General features: G+C 38.2%; 17 protein-coding genes. 11 read left to right on the top strand and 6 right to left on the bottom strand.

Translation table 11 applies throughout. From position 1 onward, the window contains the following. The first annotated feature begins 7 nt into the window (after window positions 1-7). The 4 genes from Sarmat_RS00765 to Sarmat_RS00750 all read left to right on the top strand — a co-directional run bounded on the left by Sarmat_RS00765 (window position 8) and on the right by Sarmat_RS00750 (window position 4979). Window positions 8-2437 carry a VirB4 family type IV secretion/conjugal transfer ATPase gene (locus Sarmat_RS00765; protein ID WP_202148951.1) on the top strand — a complete coding sequence of 810 codons (2430 nt, stop codon included), beginning with the start codon at window positions 8-10 and terminating at the stop codon, window positions 2435-2437. 112 nt (window positions 2438-2549) lie between these two features. Next, window positions 2550-3680 (top strand): phenylalanine--tRNA ligase subunit alpha, encoded by a 1131-nt coding sequence (pheS, locus tag Sarmat_RS00760; RefSeq protein ID WP_202148950.1) that lies wholly within the window; start codon window positions 2550-2552, stop codon window positions 3678-3680. A 104-nt stretch (window positions 3681-3784) separates the two neighbouring features. Beyond that, window positions 3785-4054: a DUF2793 domain-containing protein gene (locus Sarmat_RS00755; RefSeq protein WP_202148949.1), complete on the top strand. Its 270-nt coding sequence runs from the start codon at window positions 3785-3787 to the stop codon at window positions 4052-4054. 139 nt (window positions 4055-4193) lie between these two features. Continuing rightward, a complete protein-coding gene (locus Sarmat_RS00750; RefSeq protein WP_244127079.1) occupies window positions 4194-4979 on the top strand; it encodes a beta-ketoacyl-ACP reductase in 786 nt (261 codons plus the stop codon). 158 nt (window positions 4980-5137) lie between these two features. Here the strand turns inward: Sarmat_RS00750 and Sarmat_RS00745 are convergent, their stop codons facing one another. The 3 genes from Sarmat_RS00745 to truA form a co-directional block, all read right to left on the bottom strand. Beyond that, a complete protein-coding gene (locus Sarmat_RS00745; protein WP_202148948.1) occupies window positions 5138-5458 on the bottom strand; it encodes a Na+/H+ antiporter subunit E in 321 nt (106 codons plus the stop codon). 44 nt (window positions 5459-5502) lie between these two features. Then, window positions 5503-6300 carry an enoyl-ACP reductase FabI gene (locus Sarmat_RS00740; protein ID WP_202148947.1) on the bottom strand — a complete coding sequence of 266 codons (798 nt, stop codon included), beginning with the start codon at window positions 6298-6300 and terminating at the stop codon, window positions 5503-5505. Window positions 6301-6452: 152 nt separating this feature from the next. Further along, window positions 6453-7205, bottom strand: coding sequence for a tRNA pseudouridine(38-40) synthase TruA (gene truA, locus Sarmat_RS00735; protein WP_202148946.1), 753 nt, complete (start codon window positions 7203-7205; stop codon window positions 6453-6455). Between the two features lie 175 nt (window positions 7206-7380). Between truA and dnaA the strand changes: the two genes are divergently transcribed. From dnaA to mtaB, 3 genes are all read left to right on the top strand, one after another. Continuing rightward, window positions 7381-8766 (top strand): chromosomal replication initiator protein DnaA, encoded by a 1386-nt coding sequence (gene dnaA, locus Sarmat_RS00730; RefSeq protein WP_202148945.1) that lies wholly within the window; start codon window positions 7381-7383, stop codon window positions 8764-8766. A gap of 106 nt (window positions 8767-8872) precedes the next feature. Then, window positions 8873-9811 carry a ribose-phosphate diphosphokinase gene (prs, locus tag Sarmat_RS00725; protein WP_202148944.1) on the top strand — a complete coding sequence of 313 codons (939 nt, stop codon included), beginning with the start codon at window positions 8873-8875 and terminating at the stop codon, window positions 9809-9811. 112 nt (window positions 9812-9923) lie between these two features. Beyond that, window positions 9924-11390 carry a tRNA (N(6)-L-threonylcarbamoyladenosine(37)-C(2))-methylthiotransferase MtaB gene (mtaB, locus tag Sarmat_RS00720; RefSeq protein WP_202148943.1) on the top strand — a complete coding sequence of 489 codons (1467 nt, stop codon included), beginning with the start codon at window positions 9924-9926 and terminating at the stop codon, window positions 11388-11390. 196 nt (window positions 11391-11586) lie between these two features. Here the strand turns inward: mtaB and Sarmat_RS00715 are convergent, their stop codons facing one another. Then, window positions 11587-11730, bottom strand: coding sequence for a hypothetical protein (locus Sarmat_RS00715; protein ID WP_202148942.1), 144 nt, complete (start codon window positions 11728-11730; stop codon window positions 11587-11589). A 751-nt stretch (window positions 11731-12481) separates the two neighbouring features. On the opposite strand from Sarmat_RS00715, the gene idi reads away from it, so the two are divergent. After that, window positions 12482-13087 (top strand): isopentenyl-diphosphate Delta-isomerase, encoded by a 606-nt coding sequence (idi, locus tag Sarmat_RS00710; RefSeq protein WP_202148941.1) that lies wholly within the window; start codon window positions 12482-12484, stop codon window positions 13085-13087. Between the two features lie 75 nt (window positions 13088-13162). Here idi and Sarmat_RS00705 read toward each other — a convergent pair whose 3' ends face one another. Beyond that, window positions 13163-13489 (bottom strand): HesB/IscA family protein, encoded by a 327-nt coding sequence (locus Sarmat_RS00705; protein ID WP_202148940.1) that lies wholly within the window; start codon window positions 13487-13489, stop codon window positions 13163-13165. Window positions 13490-13573: 84 nt separating this feature from the next. Between Sarmat_RS00705 and argS the strand changes: the two genes are divergently transcribed. From argS to hemW, 3 genes are read left to right on the top strand one after another with little or no spacing between them, the layout of a single operon-like run. Further along, window positions 13574-15340: an arginine--tRNA ligase gene (gene argS, locus Sarmat_RS00700; RefSeq protein ID WP_279611717.1), complete on the top strand. Its 1767-nt coding sequence runs from the start codon at window positions 13574-13576 to the stop codon at window positions 15338-15340. Continuing rightward, complete coding sequence (locus Sarmat_RS00695; protein WP_244127084.1) at window positions 15340-16062, top strand: SPOR domain-containing protein; 723 nt, start codon at window positions 15340-15342, stop codon at window positions 16060-16062. The genes argS and Sarmat_RS00695 overlap by 1 nt, the downstream gene beginning before the upstream one ends. A gap of 12 nt (window positions 16063-16074) precedes the next feature. Further along, the gene (gene hemW / locus Sarmat_RS00690) at window positions 16075-17232 is read left to right on the top strand and encodes a radical SAM family heme chaperone HemW (RefSeq protein ID WP_202148937.1); all 1158 of its coding nucleotides are present in this window, start codon (window positions 16075-16077) and stop codon (window positions 17230-17232) included. 106 nt (window positions 17233-17338) lie between these two features. Here hemW and Sarmat_RS00685 read toward each other — a convergent pair whose 3' ends face one another. Further along, complete coding sequence (locus Sarmat_RS00685) at window positions 17339-17509, bottom strand: hypothetical protein (RefSeq protein WP_202148936.1); 171 nt, start codon at window positions 17507-17509, stop codon at window positions 17339-17341. Window positions 17510-17518 lie beyond the last annotated feature (9 nt).

Genomic DNA, 17518 nt, shown 5'->3' with positions numbered 1-17518 from the left:
ATAACGCATGTTTAATTTTCGTAAGGGTGCGAATAAACTAGATTCCGATCAATATAAGGAACATTGTTATTTATTTGTGCCCGTAATAGCTCATTATAACGAACATACTTTAATTTCTAAAGATGGCCATTTAATACAAACAATCAGAGTAAGAAGTGTCGATGCCAAAGAGGCGGGAGAATCGCTGCTGCAGCTGCGTCAGGTAGTGCGTGAAGCATTACTCGGGGCCATTGGGGATAGTAAAGAACTTGCTGTGTGGGTCCATACCATTAAAACAATGGCCGATCTTTCTGATCACGCGCAATATTCATGTTTTTTTGCTAGCGAATTAAATGATGAATGGAATAAGAAAAACTATTGGTGCGATAAATATATAAATAATTTATATATTTCGATAGTGCATCAAGCAGCAAAGATAGATTTTGATAATTTTAGCAGTTTTCTAAAAATTCTGACTGGAGATGGGCTGATTGTTGCGCACCAGCGGTATTGTCAAGATGCATTAAACAATTTAAACCGCGTAAGCGAAATGCTTGTGCAGGGCTTAAGTGAATATGGTGCATATCGCCTCGGTTTAATAGAAAGCTCCGATGGCGTGCATTCTCAGCTCGCTGCTTTATATCAGCAATTATTATGGTTTGAAGAAGGTTTTTTCTATCTGCAGGATGTACAGCTTTCAGATTTGCTCACATATGACAAAAGATATGCCATAGGCAACGACAAGATAGAGATTAGCGTTGGTGATAGCAGTAAGTTTGCGGCGATTGTATCTATAAAAGAGTACCAAGAAATTCCAGTGCAAGAATTAGATTATCTGCTCCAAATACCCGCAGGTATGATTGTTACCGAGGTGTTTTATGCAGTAGATCGCTCAGAAATTGCCAGCAAATTTATCGAGAGAAATCAAATATTGCAGACACATGCTGATCAAAAATTGATACAGGCAAGCCAGTTTATTGTTGCTACTCAACAGAACAACGAGTCTTTTTGCGCGCAACGTATTTCTATAACCGTAATAAATGATACATTAGACACCTTAGATATTAATATCAAGAAAGTATCTCAAAAACTTTCTCTTTTAGGATTAATGCATGTGCGCGAGGATATAGATTTAGAAGCTGGGTTTTGGTCTAACTTGCCAGGGAATTTTCTTTTTTTAAAAAGATTAAGCTACAATCTGCTACGTTATACTGGCGCCTTCGCATCTGTGCATAACTTTCCTTTGGGCAGCAAATATAATAAGTGGGGAAGGGCTGTAACTTTATTCAGAACTGAAATAGGCACGCCTTATTTTTTTAACCTCCATGGAGACAACGATAGTAATGTTACTGCTATTATAGGACATGAGCGCTCTGGTAAGACGGTATTGACTAATTTTATTACCGCTCAGGCGCAAAAGTATCAGGTGAGCACTTTATACATTAGCCAAACAACTAGCTCGAGAATATTTAATTATATGCTTGGGAGCGTTTGTTATATCAATGATCTCAAAGGACTAGTAAACCCTTTGCTTTGGGCAAGTAGAGATAGTATTAAGGAATTTTTTAAAATCATACTTAATCACTATATCGTACCATTATCTGATGAAGATTTACAAACGTTAGAGTTATTATTAGATTGGATTGCCGGCTTGGAGCAAGCCCAAAAAACTTTGACTTTTGTTTTGCAAAACTTTGACTTTGCTGGTAAAGGCGCAGCAACACAGAAATGGCTAGAGATATTAAAGCCGTTTGTAGCTGATGGCTACTGTGCTGGTATGTTTGATTGTGCTGAGTCTGTGCGTGCTAATAATCTTTATTTTGCGCTTGGTGGTATTTCTGCCGAATGGTTTACAGTCAAATTCCGACCGCTTGAACAAAAATATTTGGAGCAGTTTTATCGAGATTTAGACTACCATCATTCGGTGCGCTTCGCCCTTTTTTATGCTCTTATTAAAACGCACGATGAGTGTTATGGATCTGGTAGAAAGATGTTAGTGTTAGATAGTCTAGATATTTTAATCAATGCTCATTACTTTATGCAAAAGGCTTTTCAGGTGTTAGATGAATATCAGAAAAATAATGGCGTAATTATATTTAATGCAAACAGACGTAGTATTTTTATTGAGCATAAGAGTAGCATAGAAAAGATGGCGCAGGTTATATTATTAAGCGGAAATTACCCGTTAGAAGCACATGAGCTTTATAGCATCACTCAAACTGATCGCGAGAAACTAGCGCAATTTAGTAGCATTATGCATGGGTTTATGTTAGTGCGTAATAAAGCGTGTATTGGATTAGAGCTGAGCATTTCTAATCTGGAGGCTATTACTAAGATATTATCTTGCAAAAAAAAGGACGAAGTATTGTTTGATAAGATACTGCAAAACGACCAATCACAAAGCGCCGAAGAGCTTCAGCGCAAAGTTTATAGCGTATTACAAGCCAAATTGGTGTAATAGCGCGGCTGAAGTGGGAAAGTTGTGAATATATATTTTTATGTCGTCTATGGTAATGGATTGCAATAGCGGTTAAAATATATTTGTATTTTCTCAGAGTTATAGAATCCATATGGTAATCAACGCAAATAATCCACTGAATCCACTTTTATTAGAAGACATGGAGCGCGAGCTGGATGCGCTGCTGCAGCAATTAGAACAAGAGCTGAGCCAATCTTTTAACAGCATTAATCAACTACATCAAATACAAAGTAAATTTTTAGGCAAAAATAGTTGGATGCAAGAACAGATGCGTCAACTTTCACAGCTTTCGCATGAAGATAGGAAGTTAGTTGGAGGGGGTTTGAATCGTGCTAAAGAAAAATTTACACACCTTATATCCAACGCGCAAGCGCAAATCGAAAGCCAAGAGTTGGCGAGGAAACTGCAGCAGGAGTTTATTGACTTAGACTTACCACTGCTACCCACGCACCCTGTGCATCAAATGCATAAAATTTCTATAACAAGTAAAGAACTCTGCGCTATCTTAGGCAATATGGGTTTTGCCTATGCTTGTAATGACGATATAACGAGTGATTGGGAAAATTTTACTGCATTAAATGTAGATGAATATCATCCTGCTAGACAAGATCATGATAGTTTTTATTTAGATTGCTTTGCGCGTGACTCAAGCGAGCCTTTGGAAGTAGGAGGAGGCGAAGTGACTCGGAATAAGATTAAAGAAGGTGCGGTAAAGTGGTTGTTGCGCACGCACACCTCTAACACGCAGGTGAAGATGTTTGAGGCTCTGAGAGAAAGCGGCGTTAGTGATTTAAAATTTATTTCTTACGGTAGAACTTATCGCAAAGATTCAGATCGAACTCATACCCCCATGTTTCACCAAATGGAAGGTGCGTGGGTGAGTCATTGCAAAAGCGATGTGGCAGTGAGTATACATACCATGCACTCTACTATCAGCGCTTTTATTAAAAATTTTTTTGAAAATGAAGAGTTGGAAGTGAGGTTTAGAGCCAGTTATTTCCCTTTTACGGAACCATCTTTTGAAGTGGATATTAAGCAAAATGGTAGTTGGTTAGAAGTGATGGGGTGTGGGATGGTGCATCCAAGTGTATTGAGTTTTTGCAAGTTAAATCCTGAAGAGTATCGCGGCTTTGCGTTTGGGCTTGGCATAGAAAGATTCGCAATGATTAAATATAATTTGAATGATTTGCGTACGTTTTTTGACTATCAACATTTGTTGTAGTTAGTGATGGGCGTTCGATAGCTTATATTTGTTATCTCTACAAAATGTGAGTTATTAAGCAAAGCCTAACCTCGAAAAACTATCAACTACAAATACTAGAACCTATGCAACATAACAGAGATGTGTTGCTGAATGAAAATTTAGTTGTGTTAGATGCCCTAACGAATATTGCTATTACTGACTTTCTAGAGCACGAGCAGAATGCTGTGGTTGGTAAAAATTATATTCTGAAAAAAAATAATTGCTTATATTATCATCATAGCCCTAAAAATGCTTGGCGCACACTCGAGCCGCAAGAGGGTATGTATTTCTTCTTTTTAGCATCAAAAAGTTTTGTATATTATAGCGCTAAACAGTGGCATGTTTTAGGATAAGCTGCGAGTTCTTGTAAACATAAGATAGAAAGTTTGCAAAGATATTAAGTTTATACTTGCAAATTTTTTGAGCGCGTGAAATACTAGAAATATAACAACTTATAATTTAACTTAGTTATACGAGGTATTTCATTATAGTATGAGCGCAAGTTTAGGTAATATACAAAAAAGCGATGTACAGAATTTTAACGATGAAGGATTGGATTGCGTCGCAATAGTTACTGGTGGTACTAGGGGGATAGGCAGAGCGATTTCTGAACTCTTATCTAATGCAGGCGTTACGGTGGTGGCAAACTTTGTATCTAGCGTCGAAAAGGCTCAGCAGTTTGCTCGCGAAACTGGAATAAAAGTTAAACAATGGGATGTGACCAACTATCAGGCTTGCAGAAGGGCAGTTGAGGAGATAGAAGAGGAGCATAAGAAACCAGTGGGAATTTTAATTAATAATGCCGGTATCATCAAAGACAAAATGTTGCATAGGATGGAGCCAGAGGTGTGGCATGATGTATTAAATGCTGATTTAAATTCTTGCTTTAATATGTCGAGCGTTGTAATTAATAACATGAGAAACAGCAAGTGGGGCAGGATAGTGAATATCAGCTCTATTAATGCCACTATGGGGCAGCTAGGGCAGACGAATTATTGCGCTGCTAAGGCTGGTATTATAGGCTTTACTAAGGCTTTGGCCAAAGAGTCAGCTAGCAAGAACATTACAGTGAATTGTGTTGCCCCTGGGTATATTGATACTGAGATGACGCGCGACGTGAATCAAAGCGTTATGCAAGAAATTATTAGTGATATACCTATGGGTAGATTAGGTAAAGCTTATGAGGTAGCTAACGCCGTGTATTTTTTATGCCAGGCTAACTCTGCTTTTATTACTGGGTCTGTATTGCATGTAAATGGAGGACAGTATATGCAATAACCACCTTGCTCGCGTGTGTATTTGAGTTGAATCATCGCCGAAGGAATTAATTTTGATATATTCCAACGCCATTAATAGCCGATTTTCCATGCTCAGCTTGTTTCTTCTATCTCATTCTTCCTAATCTAAACACGCGCTCATAGGAAGAGTTCTATAAATTATGAAAAGATCTGCTGAATACGCGCCAACATCACGCCGCTTTGTAGATCCTGCATCACAGATTGATCAATCGCATACACATAAATCTTATCTTTAGCAAAACCAAGTGTGGTTGTGCCAGGTGTGAGGGTGATGGAGCTGGCATATATCACTCTCACCCACACATTGCTAGAAGGGCACGAAACCCACTGAGTAGTCTCTTCGCACTGTTTGTTTTTTGCTATTATCAAGCATAAGGCATATCCGGACAAAAATATTTGCCATAATAGCCAACAGAAATATGCAAGACAATTAAAACTACGACTAACAAAAAGAAGCATGAAAAATCAGCCCAATTAATTAACTCAAAACTATTACAAATTATTTATACTTCCTTAGCATAACCCATAATATTATAACCACAATCTACATAATGCACCTCTCCAGTAACCCCTGCAGACAGAGCATCGCTAAATAAATATACCGCAGCACCCGCAACATCTCTCTGCGTAGTAAGGCGCTTTAAAGGAGCCGTGCTTTGATGCATCTCTAGCATAGAGTTGAAATCTCCTATGCCAGATGCAGCCAGGGTTCTAATTGGTCCGGCAGAAATAGCGTTCACACGTATCCCGTTCTTACCCACATCTGCACTCAAATATTTTACGCTCGTTTCTAATGCTGCTTTGGCTACACCCATGGCATTATAAGACGGAATAACCTTCTGTGAACCATAATAAGTGAGCGTGAGAATGCTGCCGCCGCTGTTCATTAACTTCTCTGCTCTACGAGTCATCGAAACTAGAGAATAGCATGAGATATTCATAGAATATAGGAAATTATCTAAATTAGTATCTACATACCTCCCTTTAAGCTCATTTTTGTCGATAAATGCCATAGAGTGCAGCAGGAAATCTAACTTACCCCATTTACGTTCTATCTCCTCAAACAACCCGTCTAGGGATGAAGCGTCTGACGCGTCACACTCGTGTATAAAGTCTGCACCAAGCTCTTGCGCCAATGGCTCCACTCTACTCTTTAATTTTTCTGATTGATAAGTCATGGCAATGTCTGCCCCCTGCTGCTTGGCGAAAGAAGCGATATGATAGGCTAGAGACATGTTGTTTGCAACTCCGGTAATTAAACCTTTTTTACCAGATAGTAAGTTTTGCGGTTCTTGAGTCATATAGTATATACCTAAGTAATTCTAAATATAATTGATATCATCTAAGTTTGTAGGCGAGGAAAGTATGATGGAAGTTTGCATTACTAAACTGTTAAGCAACCATCTAATTTATTATACTATCAAAAGATATCTACTTGCCACAATAGTGCAGATTAATAATTTACACGCAAAAAATACAACCCCTCTGGTTTAGCGGTTGGTCCAGCAATACTTCTGTCTTTCGCTAGTAAAATCTCCTTCACCCGCCGCGGCGTCATCTTGCCAGCCCCCACCAAAATTAAAGTGCCCATGATATTACGCACCATATGATATAAAAACGAAGGGGCGTGAAAATAACAAGTTATCAACTCTGCTTCTCTCCATATTTTTATTTCGCTCATAGTTCTAATGGCAGAATTGGCCTGGCAATTTGCTGCTCTAAAGGATGTGAAGTCATAAGTACCCACCAACTCATTTGCACCTAATTGCATTAGCTCTACATCCAACGGATGATACACAACGCTAACTCTATTTTGATACACTGGGTTATGCAAAACATTCCTGTTCAAAATTTTATATAAATAACTTCTACTCTTTGCACTAAAACGAGCATGAAATTTCATATCTACCGCCTCGCAATCTAAAATAGCAACATTGGTACCGCGCAGAAAATGATTTAATGATCTAATTAATTTGCGCGCATCATACTCACCGCAAAGGTCAAAATGTATCACTTGTCCAAGAGCATGCACGCCCCTGTCCGTTCTACCGGCGCAAAATACTTCAACTTCTTGTTTAGTAAAATTATAAATTACAGATTCCAAAATTCCCTGTACAGAAGGCAGATTCAGCTGCTTTTGCCAACCACATAAACCACTGCCGCAGTATTCTACCACAGCTTTATATCGTATTAATTCTTTGCGCATGCATTGCTTATAAAAAATCTTCACCTTAAATCAATCATATTGATTTACAGAATAACTAATATATCCTATTTAATAAACATAAGGATGGTCATGCATAGACATAAAAACCCTAATAACCAACCTACAATTTAATATAAAATCACAGGAATTACCAACAGTAAGATGAGTCTTTGATATGGAACAACACTCTCATGTGAGCGCATCTCGAGAATCTCCAATAAATGACGCTTTATTTTCATCTATAGTGCAAGAAATGAGCGAAATATATGGAGAAATGATCTACACTAACTGGCTTAGTAAGTTAAAGTTCGTTGAAAAAACTGGTAGTTCTGTTATTTTATGCACTACTAGCACCTTCTTAAAGGACTGGATTAAATCTCACTATGCGCACATCATTCTAGATCTTTGGAAGCGCAAAGATAGCGCCGTGAGCGCAATAGAAATAGTAGTGCAACATACCATAGATGGGCAGGTGCGCGCTGCTGAACAAACCGAAGCGCCTTCTGTAATAGCGCATCAGGTGGAGGATTACTTCTCATATCTTGACCCGCGCCTGACGTTCGATAATTTTGTGGTTGGTAAACCTAACGAATTTGCTTATGAGGCCTCGCGCGCTGTGGCGGAGTCTAGGTCTGTGATAGCAGAGTCTAATCCTTTATTTTTATATGGTGGAGTAGGACTAGGCAAGACCCATCTGATGCACGCTATTGCATGGAGTATAAAAAAAAATAGCAGCTATAGAAAGGTGGCTTATATGTCAGCAGAAAGCTTTATGCATAAGTTTGTTAAAGCGCTGCGTAATAAGGATGTGATGTCTTTTAAAGATGGTCTACGCTCTGTGGATGTGCTCATGATTGATGATATACAATTTATTTGCGGTAAAGATAGTACACAGGAAGAATTTTTCCATACTTTTAATACCATTATGGACAATAATAGACAGATGGTGATTTCGTGTGATCGCTCCCCTTCTGATTTAGATAATATAGAAGATCGCATCCGCTCAAGGCTTGGCTGGGGTTTAGTTGCAGATGTGCACAGCACTACTTATGAACTTAGGTTAGGGATTCTTTATTCTAAAATCGAGCAAATGGGTGTTCACATCCCTCAGGAAGTTATAGAATTTTTAGCGGAAAAAATTACTTCCAATGTGCGAGAGTTGGAGGGGGCTTTAAACAAGGTTCTTGCGCATGCCAAGCTAGTGCAAGAAAAAATATCAGTACAAAGTACTAAGAATATCCTCAAAGATTTGCTAAGATCCAACCAGCGCCTCGTTAGTGTAGAAAATATACAAAAAGTAGTCGCGAAATTCTATGATATTAGAGTTGCTGATATGCAATCTAATAACAGGCTACGCAAGGTGAGTAGAAGTAGACAGATTGCTATGTATCTTACTAAAAATTTCACCAAATATAGCTTAGCTGAGATTGGCAAGAGATTTGGTGGTAAAGACCACACCACTGTTATGTATGCTATAGAAAAAGTGGAAGAATTAATGCGAGACTCTCTGGATTTTAAACAAGAACTAGACCAAATTACTCATATTTTACTCAATTCCTAAAATAGATCAGCTGCGTAAGTAAGATTTTTAGAACTTGAAAAATGACTTCCTTAATGAACGACTAGTCTATTAGATAAAACATATATTTTAATTATCGCAAAACTACATGGGTTACATTCTCATATCTCCTAATTGCGCGGAGCTTTATCGTCAGCTTTGCACGTCGAGCATGGTAATTGCAAACTTTACTCCACTGTTTATTAAAACACATATCTTTTCGGATCAGGAAATAGAAATTACAATCAACACTGCTAACTATTCTAACCAATCAATAGTATTACTAATCTCCTTTCAAAACCCAAACCAAAACCTGGTAGAATTGCTTTTTATATTAGATCATCTACAACATAAACTAAATAATCCAAGGGACGGGTTATCAAACGTTATAATCATCGCACCTTATTTCTGCTATGCGAGGTCCGACAAAACCCCAGAGCATCAACCAAATCCAATGAGATGCTTAAGTAATATCATTAAGCAATACAACATTCAGCGTATTATTACACTAGATCTACATTCACAGGCTTATTTTAACTATTTTTCCCATGCTCAGCTCACCAATATTGATCCTAGCGAAAATTTTTGCCAAATGCTAAGCAAAATACCGGATTTAACATTAATTGCTCCAGATGCTGGTGGAAGCCAAAGAGTGCGACGTATGGCGCGGCAATTAGGAGCGCATTGCCTTTTTATGCATAAGCATAGAACGCGTGATGTTGTTTCGTTTCGACCAATTCAATGCTCTCATAAATTAAAAAATTGCGTAATAGTTGATGATATATTGGATACAGGTTCAACCATGTTACAGATTATTGCTATGCTACAATCTTTTAAACCATTTAGCATAAATATAGTAGTAACTCATTTGTTGCTTTCTAAAAACCGCGAGGAGTTTTTGCGCAATCAAAGCATCAAGCATATATACACTACTAATAGTATCTGCCATAAGCAGAGTATTCATCGGGGTGCTGGTTTAGATGATGCAGACAAAAAAATACAAATCGTACCAATTGCTAACCTCATAGAACGCGCATTGATTTATTGAATTAGGGCCGCTTTTATAATATAATTCTGCCTATAGGAAAAATAATTAAGGTATAAACAAGCTCAGCTTTCCTCCGCACGCAAAGCTGTGTAGTTAGACGACAAGTAATTGAATGAATGATGTAGAAATTATCACCTTTGGTTGTAGATTAAACACTTATGAAAGCCAAATCATCAAGGATAATTTACAAAAACAGCGGATGCATGAGGGGCAACAAATAGTTGTTTTCAACACTTGCGCCGTTACCCAAGATGCAGAAAAAGAGGCTATCAGAGCCATTAGGCGCATTAAGGCGCAAAAACCGAATGCGCAAATTATAGTCACTGGCTGCGCTGCGCAGATTAAACCTGAGTTGTTTGCAGATATGGAGGAAGTGAGTAAGGTTTTGGGGAACCAGGAAAAATTACTTGCAGATAATTATCATAGCAACTCATCACATCTTAATAATTTGCCGCAGAATAGCTTACAGCAAGAGCGAGATGAGGGGGGCGAGAAAGAGGATGGGCGAGATTGCGCTAGTATCAATCGTAGCAAGATATCGGTTAACAATATCTTTGCAGCGAAGCATATACCGCCAATAGAGGCGCTAACGCATTTTGAAAATCGCAGCAGAGCTTTTCTGCAGATCCAAAATGGTTGTAACCATAGGTGTAGCTTTTGCATTATTCCATATGCTAGGGGTCGTAGTAGGTCAGTGCCAGTTGGCGTGATAGTAGATCAAATTAATAAACTTCTACAAAATGGATACAAGGAGATAGTCTTTACTGGTGTAGATATTACTGGCTATGGTTTAGACCTACCGGCCCGCCCCAGCCTCGCTCAGATGACGCGTAGAGTGTTAAAGCTGGTGCCTAACCTGTCCAGACTCAGATTTTCCTCGATAGATGTGGCAGAAATTAACGATGAGTTAATGGAATTAATGGCGCACGAAAAAAGAATCATGCCGCATTTTCATTTAAGTTTACAGTCGGGTGATAACGATGTTTTACAATTAATGAGGAGGAGGCATAACAGACAACAGATTCTAGATTTTTGCTATAATATCAAGGCAGCAAGGCCCGATGCCACCTTGGGAGCGGATATTATCGCTGGCTTTCCTATGGAGAGCGAAGAAATGTTTTTAAACACCTTTAATCTAATTCATGAGGCTGGATTACAGTTCTTGCATGTCTTTCCTTATTCTGTACGCACAGGCACTCCTGCAGCTAGCATGCCTCAAATTGCTATGGAAATTCGTAAGAAACGCGCAAAGCTGCTGCGTGCCCAGGGTAATGAGCAATTAAAGCTGCTGTTTGCATCTTATGTTGGCAAGACTGTTGATGTATTAATGGAAGGTGGGAATGTTGGGAGATGTGAAAATTTCATTAAAGTTCAGCTAGAAGATGGCGAGGAGGTGCGGGGGGTGTGGCGCGGAACTGCGAATAATAAACCTCTTTCCGAACTCGCTCACGATGAGCAAATACAAGGAGCATACGAAACGCAGTTACCATCGGGAGTAGAGCCAAGAAAGAGGTCTGATATTGCAAGGGTGAGGCTGGCTGGATATCGCGGCAATTTAATGCTGGGCGAATTGTGCTAGGTTAATTGTACTAAGCTAATTGCGTTAAGCGAATGAGCTTGATACTGTTTTTTGTGTTTAGCGAATAACCAACCCCGCACATGCCAACTATGCATCGCTGAACACGTGCCGGGAGGGTTTTTTTGGACCTATTATGCTATAAATACTGATATAGGCTAATTGCTCTAATAGGCACAAGGAGTGGGGTGCGCAAAATTTATGGTAAATCGCGATAGCGGTGCGTTGTGCAGTAACGCATAGCTGCGTTTGGATCACTTGGCATATTAGAGTAGAACGGGTCGTTTCTACGCTCAAAAGCCGCCGTCTGATTCAATGCGCCACCAAAATCACTACCTTTCATTCTAAAAAAATAATAATAGATCAGAAAATATAAATAACATGTAAAATACAGGATTGTAACCCTGTATATCTACGGCAGTTTATTTCATTCGATAGGCGCAATAGCTTGAAATTAAATCATGAAAAAAATCTGTCATATGTTTAATTTATATCACTTATTACTCATGTCTTAAACTTCTTGCCTAACCAAACAAATAGTTGTTAACTATCCTATATGACACGAACTTTGCAAAAAGGTGGTTGCAAGAATTTGAAGAACAAGCTAATCTATAGTAAAAAATAACAATAAATTCTGGATAGATGGAGAAAAACATATGTAACGAAGACATACACAAGACATATGTGATGGCAAGTATTTAGGTACTCAGGGTTAGTACTATCAATGATGAGTAAATACATGGATCAAATGAAAGTGCAGCACTTTGAACGTACTGAAGTAAAGGTTTAAGCATCGACGCTGATGTATAGTAATTTAGGTTGAATTAGATATAATTTTTCGTTATAATGAAAGGAAAAATGACAAAAAGCTATAGTAATGATTTAAGAGAAAAAGTAGTACAATATATTAGAAGCTTGGAATAGTTATGACCAAGTATCTAAATTATTTAAAATATCTAATTCAACCTAAATTACTATATGTAGTTGCCATCAGGAATAGAGTTTGCACAAGAGGTATGTTACTACTCTTCCACTGTGTTTTATGAAAGAGAGAAAAATATTATCCATCAATACAATTTGAGGCCTGTCTAGTTATGACCCATAAAAAGGAATATGTGGTGTTAGTAAATAGTACATACCAACCCATTGGTGCAGAAGAAAAAATAAAAGCACACGCGCAGCGCTTGCTACATCTTTCTTTCTCCATAGCAATTTTGCGCAAAATAGGTGCAGTATACGAGCAAGATGGTATGGAAATACTCATGCAGCGTAGAGCAATGAATAAATATCATACTCCAGGTTTATGGACTAACACCTGTTGCGGTCATCCAAGAGTGCGAGAGGAGGTGATAATTGCGGCAAAGCGCAGGCTATTTGAGGAATTTGGATTGCATATTGATCTCATGCAATTTTCATTTTTTCAATACACAGCTCAAGTTGGTGACAATATGTGGGAAAACGAAGCGAATCATGTATTAATTGGTTTAATGCCCGCAAATCAAGAACCTAAACCGAATCCCGATGAAATTATGGAATATCAATGGCAATCATTTACTCAGGTGCGTCAATCCCTACAAAAAGATCCTAGCACGTATACGCCATGGTTTCCCCAAGTATTCAAAGCACTTGAGCAAGAGTCGAAACTAGTCGGTGATATTTTAGATCATACGCAGAAACTTAGCAGTTATACTGATATATAGCTAAAGAGTCATAAAAAATTACATTTCATATGCGTTTTGTTTGAACCATATTGCGCTTTATCTAGTAAATGACTTTTAAGGCGAAACCATATCGAAGGATTGGCCGCAGCCACATCTTTTGGTAGCGCGCGGATTATCTATACTAAAATAACTACTGCCTAATTCTGAAACAAAATTCAGAGTGCAATTTACCAGATACTCCTTGGATATTGGATCTAGCGCTAGTTTCACGCCATCCCTTTCTATTATTTCATCATCCGCATTAGAGGTTTTAACAAATTCATATGAATATTGCAACCCAGAACACCCGCCAGCATCTACTGCAACGCGCAGCATTCTTTCATAGCCCCTCTGCGCATTAAGCTGTTTAATGCGCTCTATTGCTGCACTAGAAATATCCATAAACCCACTCCACTTCATTTTACACCATAAGTACTATATAATATAGCACATAACCTATTAAATTTACAGTTCTTTTAGATATTGATGCACTTTTTTGACAATATTTTTATAAATTTCAAAAATATAATTAACGATGCGGTAATTGAGATATGCAAAACAAGCATATCAAGCATGCAAGAGAGGGAGTTAAGACGGATATTGCCCGCTATTTCAATCGAAATTCCTCCAGGTAATCAAACCAAAGCAGATTTAGCGACAAACGCCGCGATGATTCTAGCTAAGATGTTGAAACGCAACCCGATGGAGCTAGCTAACCAAATTAAAGATAAAATAAAACAACCCTTTGTTAAGGAAATTGAGATTATCAGTCCTGGTTTTATCAATTTTTATCTAGACCCTAGTGTATGGCGTTGCAGTATTGCTAATATTTTAACAAAAGACAAGTTAACCGTAGATTTAATTGCTAATAAAGAATTAAATGATTCTAAAAAAATAAATTTAGAATATGTATCAGCTAACCCAACCGGCCCGTTGCATATAGGGCATGTGCGAGGTGCGGTATATGGCAATGCTTTGGCAAATCTACTCAAATATTGCAATCTAAATGTAACAAGAGAATATTATATAAACGATGCAGGAGCGCAAATAGACACGCTAACCCAGAGTTTATGGATTAGATATAACAACGTGGCGCATGGTGCTAATACCCCTATTCCAGATGGGTTGTATCCAGGGCAATATCTAATAGATGCCGCGCAACAGCTATATCAATTAAACCCTCGGCTTAATCAGCATGATGAGGCTTGCAATAAAATAGTGCGCGATTTTGCGCTAGATTATATGATGAAAATCATCAAAAGCGATTTACAGCAGTTAGAAGTAGAGCATGATTTATTTTTTTCTGAGTCAAGCCTGCATAGCGCTGGTGCCATCACTAAAGTGCTAGAAGAGCTAAGGCGTATGAATTTAATATACGAAGGAGTTTTGCCTAGACCTAAAGATTTAGCTAGCAATGCTCCATGGGAGGAGCGTGCGCAAATTTTGTTTAAAGCCACGCAATTTGGTGACGATCAAGATAGGGCCTTGGTAAAATCGGACGGATCATGGACTTATTTCGCGGCAGAGTGCGCTTATATTAAAGATAAGATCGATAGAGGATTTAACTACTTAATTTTTATTTTAGGTGCTGATCATATAGGCTATGTTAAGAGGCTTAATGCGGTGTGTAAAGCTTTTAACCAGGATGTGAGTGTAGAGGTGAAAGTGTGTCAGATGGTAAACCTTATGAAGCATGGAGTACCAGTAAAAATGTCTAAGAGATCTGGTAACTTTGCCGCTGCACAGGATGCGTTGGATGTTGTGGATCCTAATGTGATTAAGTTTATTATGCTCACTCGCAAAAACGATGCCTTGCTTGATTTTGATCTAGAAAAAGTAGTAGAGCAATCGAAAGAAAACCCAGCATTTTATGTACAATATGCTAATGTGAGGATTAATTCGATTATAAGAAAAGCGCAGGAAAATGGATTGGATGTTCAAGATCATTCAAACTTCGCTCTGCTTACGCAAGAATCTGAGATAGATCTGGCTAGATTTATAGCTTTTTGGCAAAAGGTATTAGAAAGCTCAGCATCTTCATTCGAAGTGCATCGCGTAGTATTTTACGCAATACAACTTGCATCAAAATTTCATGCATTGTGGAATGAAAACGATGAAGGAGTAAGTTATAAATTTATTGTGCCACAAAACTTAGAACTTACGAATGCTAGGGTTGGCTTAGCGCGCGCTGTGCAAAAAGTTTTATTGCAAATCTTCTCCATTATAGGCGTACAAGCTATGCAATCAATGTGATGCTTAATCAAAAGATAACGCAATATAAAAAACACACGCTTTTGCTTGTGATTGTTATTATTAGTGTGTTTTGGGTGCACAACAATTCAATCACGCCGCACCTGCAGCCGCAGTATGTAGAGTTTAAATCAAAACCAACAAAACAACAGCAAGAGTCTCCTGAGGCGCATCAATCTTTTGCGCCACATGAGAGTATTTTGTATTCACAGTTAGCTAAAAATAGAAAACTTAATATTATTTGGACTAATAATAAAAAATCATCTAAAATATCAGACAACTTCAATCAAGATAGCTTTGGTCAATTGTCGGAGAGAAATGATATTTTAGAGTCTTTTCAGCAAAATGCCAAAGAAGACGATGAGGCGCTAGGTTTAGATAGAATCATCAAGAAGAATTTAAACGAAGATAAGATATTCATTACTCATTTAGATTTAGGTTTATATTACATAAATATTGGATATGTAGTGTCTATAGAAAATGGACGTGCATTGTTTGAGCGGATGAGTAAACTTTATGAATTAAAAGATGATTTGTTTAAAATACATAAAGTACTTAAAAAGCACAGGATATTTTATGCAATTCTAGTAGGGCCTTATAGAGAGCTCAAAGATGCTAATGATTTATGCGCAAGAATTACTGCTGATGGTAACAGCTGTTTTGTAGTGGAAGATGCTGTGCTGCGCAATCAGATGCTTGGTGTGGAAGAAGGGGGTGGAAAATAGCTCATATAATCAATGAATCAATCGCAAGAATCTGCTATTACAATTTACATCCATTGGCCATTTTGCGCATCTAAATGCCCTTATTGCGACTTTAACTCATACGTACTTAAAAATGATATAGATATTCATAGATGGAAATTGGCCTATTTATCGCAATTACAATATTTCTTACCTCTCATTCAAGATCAAAGAATAAAATCAATTTTTTTCGGTGGTGGTACGCCATCATTAATGCCATTAGAAATATTAAATGCCATTCTGCTTTTTTTGTTTCAGAATACTTCTGTAAGTAGAGAAACAGAAATTAGTATCGAGGTGAACCCTACTTCATTTGAATATCAAAAGTTTGAAAGTTTTAGTAAATATGGTATTAACAGGGTTTCGATAGGCCTACAATCTTTGAATGATGACAATTTGCACAAACTAGGACGCAATCATAGCGCCGCCTGTGCATTAGAAGCGGTGAGAAGTGCTAAGGAAATATTTGATCGCGTATCTTTTGATGTGATATATGGTCTAATGGACCAATCGCTTGAACAGTGGCGTGAAGAGCTAGAGGAGTATTTGGCGCTAAATTGCTCACATCTATCTCTTTATATGTTAACAATTGAAACTGGCACTGGTTTTGCTAAGCTATTGCAGCAAGGTCGCATCATACTACCTCAGGAGGAAGCGTTAGCGCAAATGTATACTCATACAATGCATAGACTCAAGCAAGCGGGTTATGATAGATATGAGATTTCTAATTTTGCCAAACCATCCCAAGAATGCGCTCATAATTTGCATTATTGGAGATATGGGAGTTATTTGGGTTTGGGGCCTGGCGCTCATAGTAGAATTGGGGCTAGGGCTATGGCTATGCATAAAACGCCAAGCAAATGGATTGAATCTGTAGAGCAAACGTGGCATGGCCTGGATGTTGATGAGCAGCTTAGCCAGGAGCAGCGAGGTATGGAGATGATAATGATGGGATTGAGATTAAGGGATGGTATTGAGAGAGGCGAATTTTTGCGCAAGATTGGAGTGAGTTTGGAAAGTATGCTTGATGAGAAGAAGGTTAGGTCTTTTGTGCAAGATGGTTTGTTAAAATTAGATGAGGTGAGTATGTATCTTACAGACTCTGGTGTTTTATTATATTCCTATATACTTAATTCTTTATTGCATGCGTAAAACAGAAAGCGGAGCTCTGACATAGCGCTTGGGCGCAATTATATGCTCTTACTATATATAGTAAATTAAGTTGAAATTTGAGTAGATCTCTTGCGTAGGTATTTAATTAACAATTAGCCAATGCGAGGGGTGAAGAAGGTTGTTCGTGATTATTAGACCTCTTTTCTAACTCTACTCCTGATGGCAACTGTGGCGACGCTGTCGATGCGCAAGTCCTCACGTACTTCATGTACGCTGCGGCTCTGTGCTTCGTATACTCCTCGCATTTGCTCATCATGAGCGAGTT

This window comes from Candidatus Sarmatiella mevalonica, from assembly GCF_016751895.1.
In the GTDB taxonomy this organism is placed as follows: Bacteria; Pseudomonadota; Alphaproteobacteria; order Rickettsiales; family Rickettsiaceae; genus Sarmatiella; species Sarmatiella mevalonica.
This window is presented reverse-complemented; position numbering and strand designations above follow the sequence as displayed.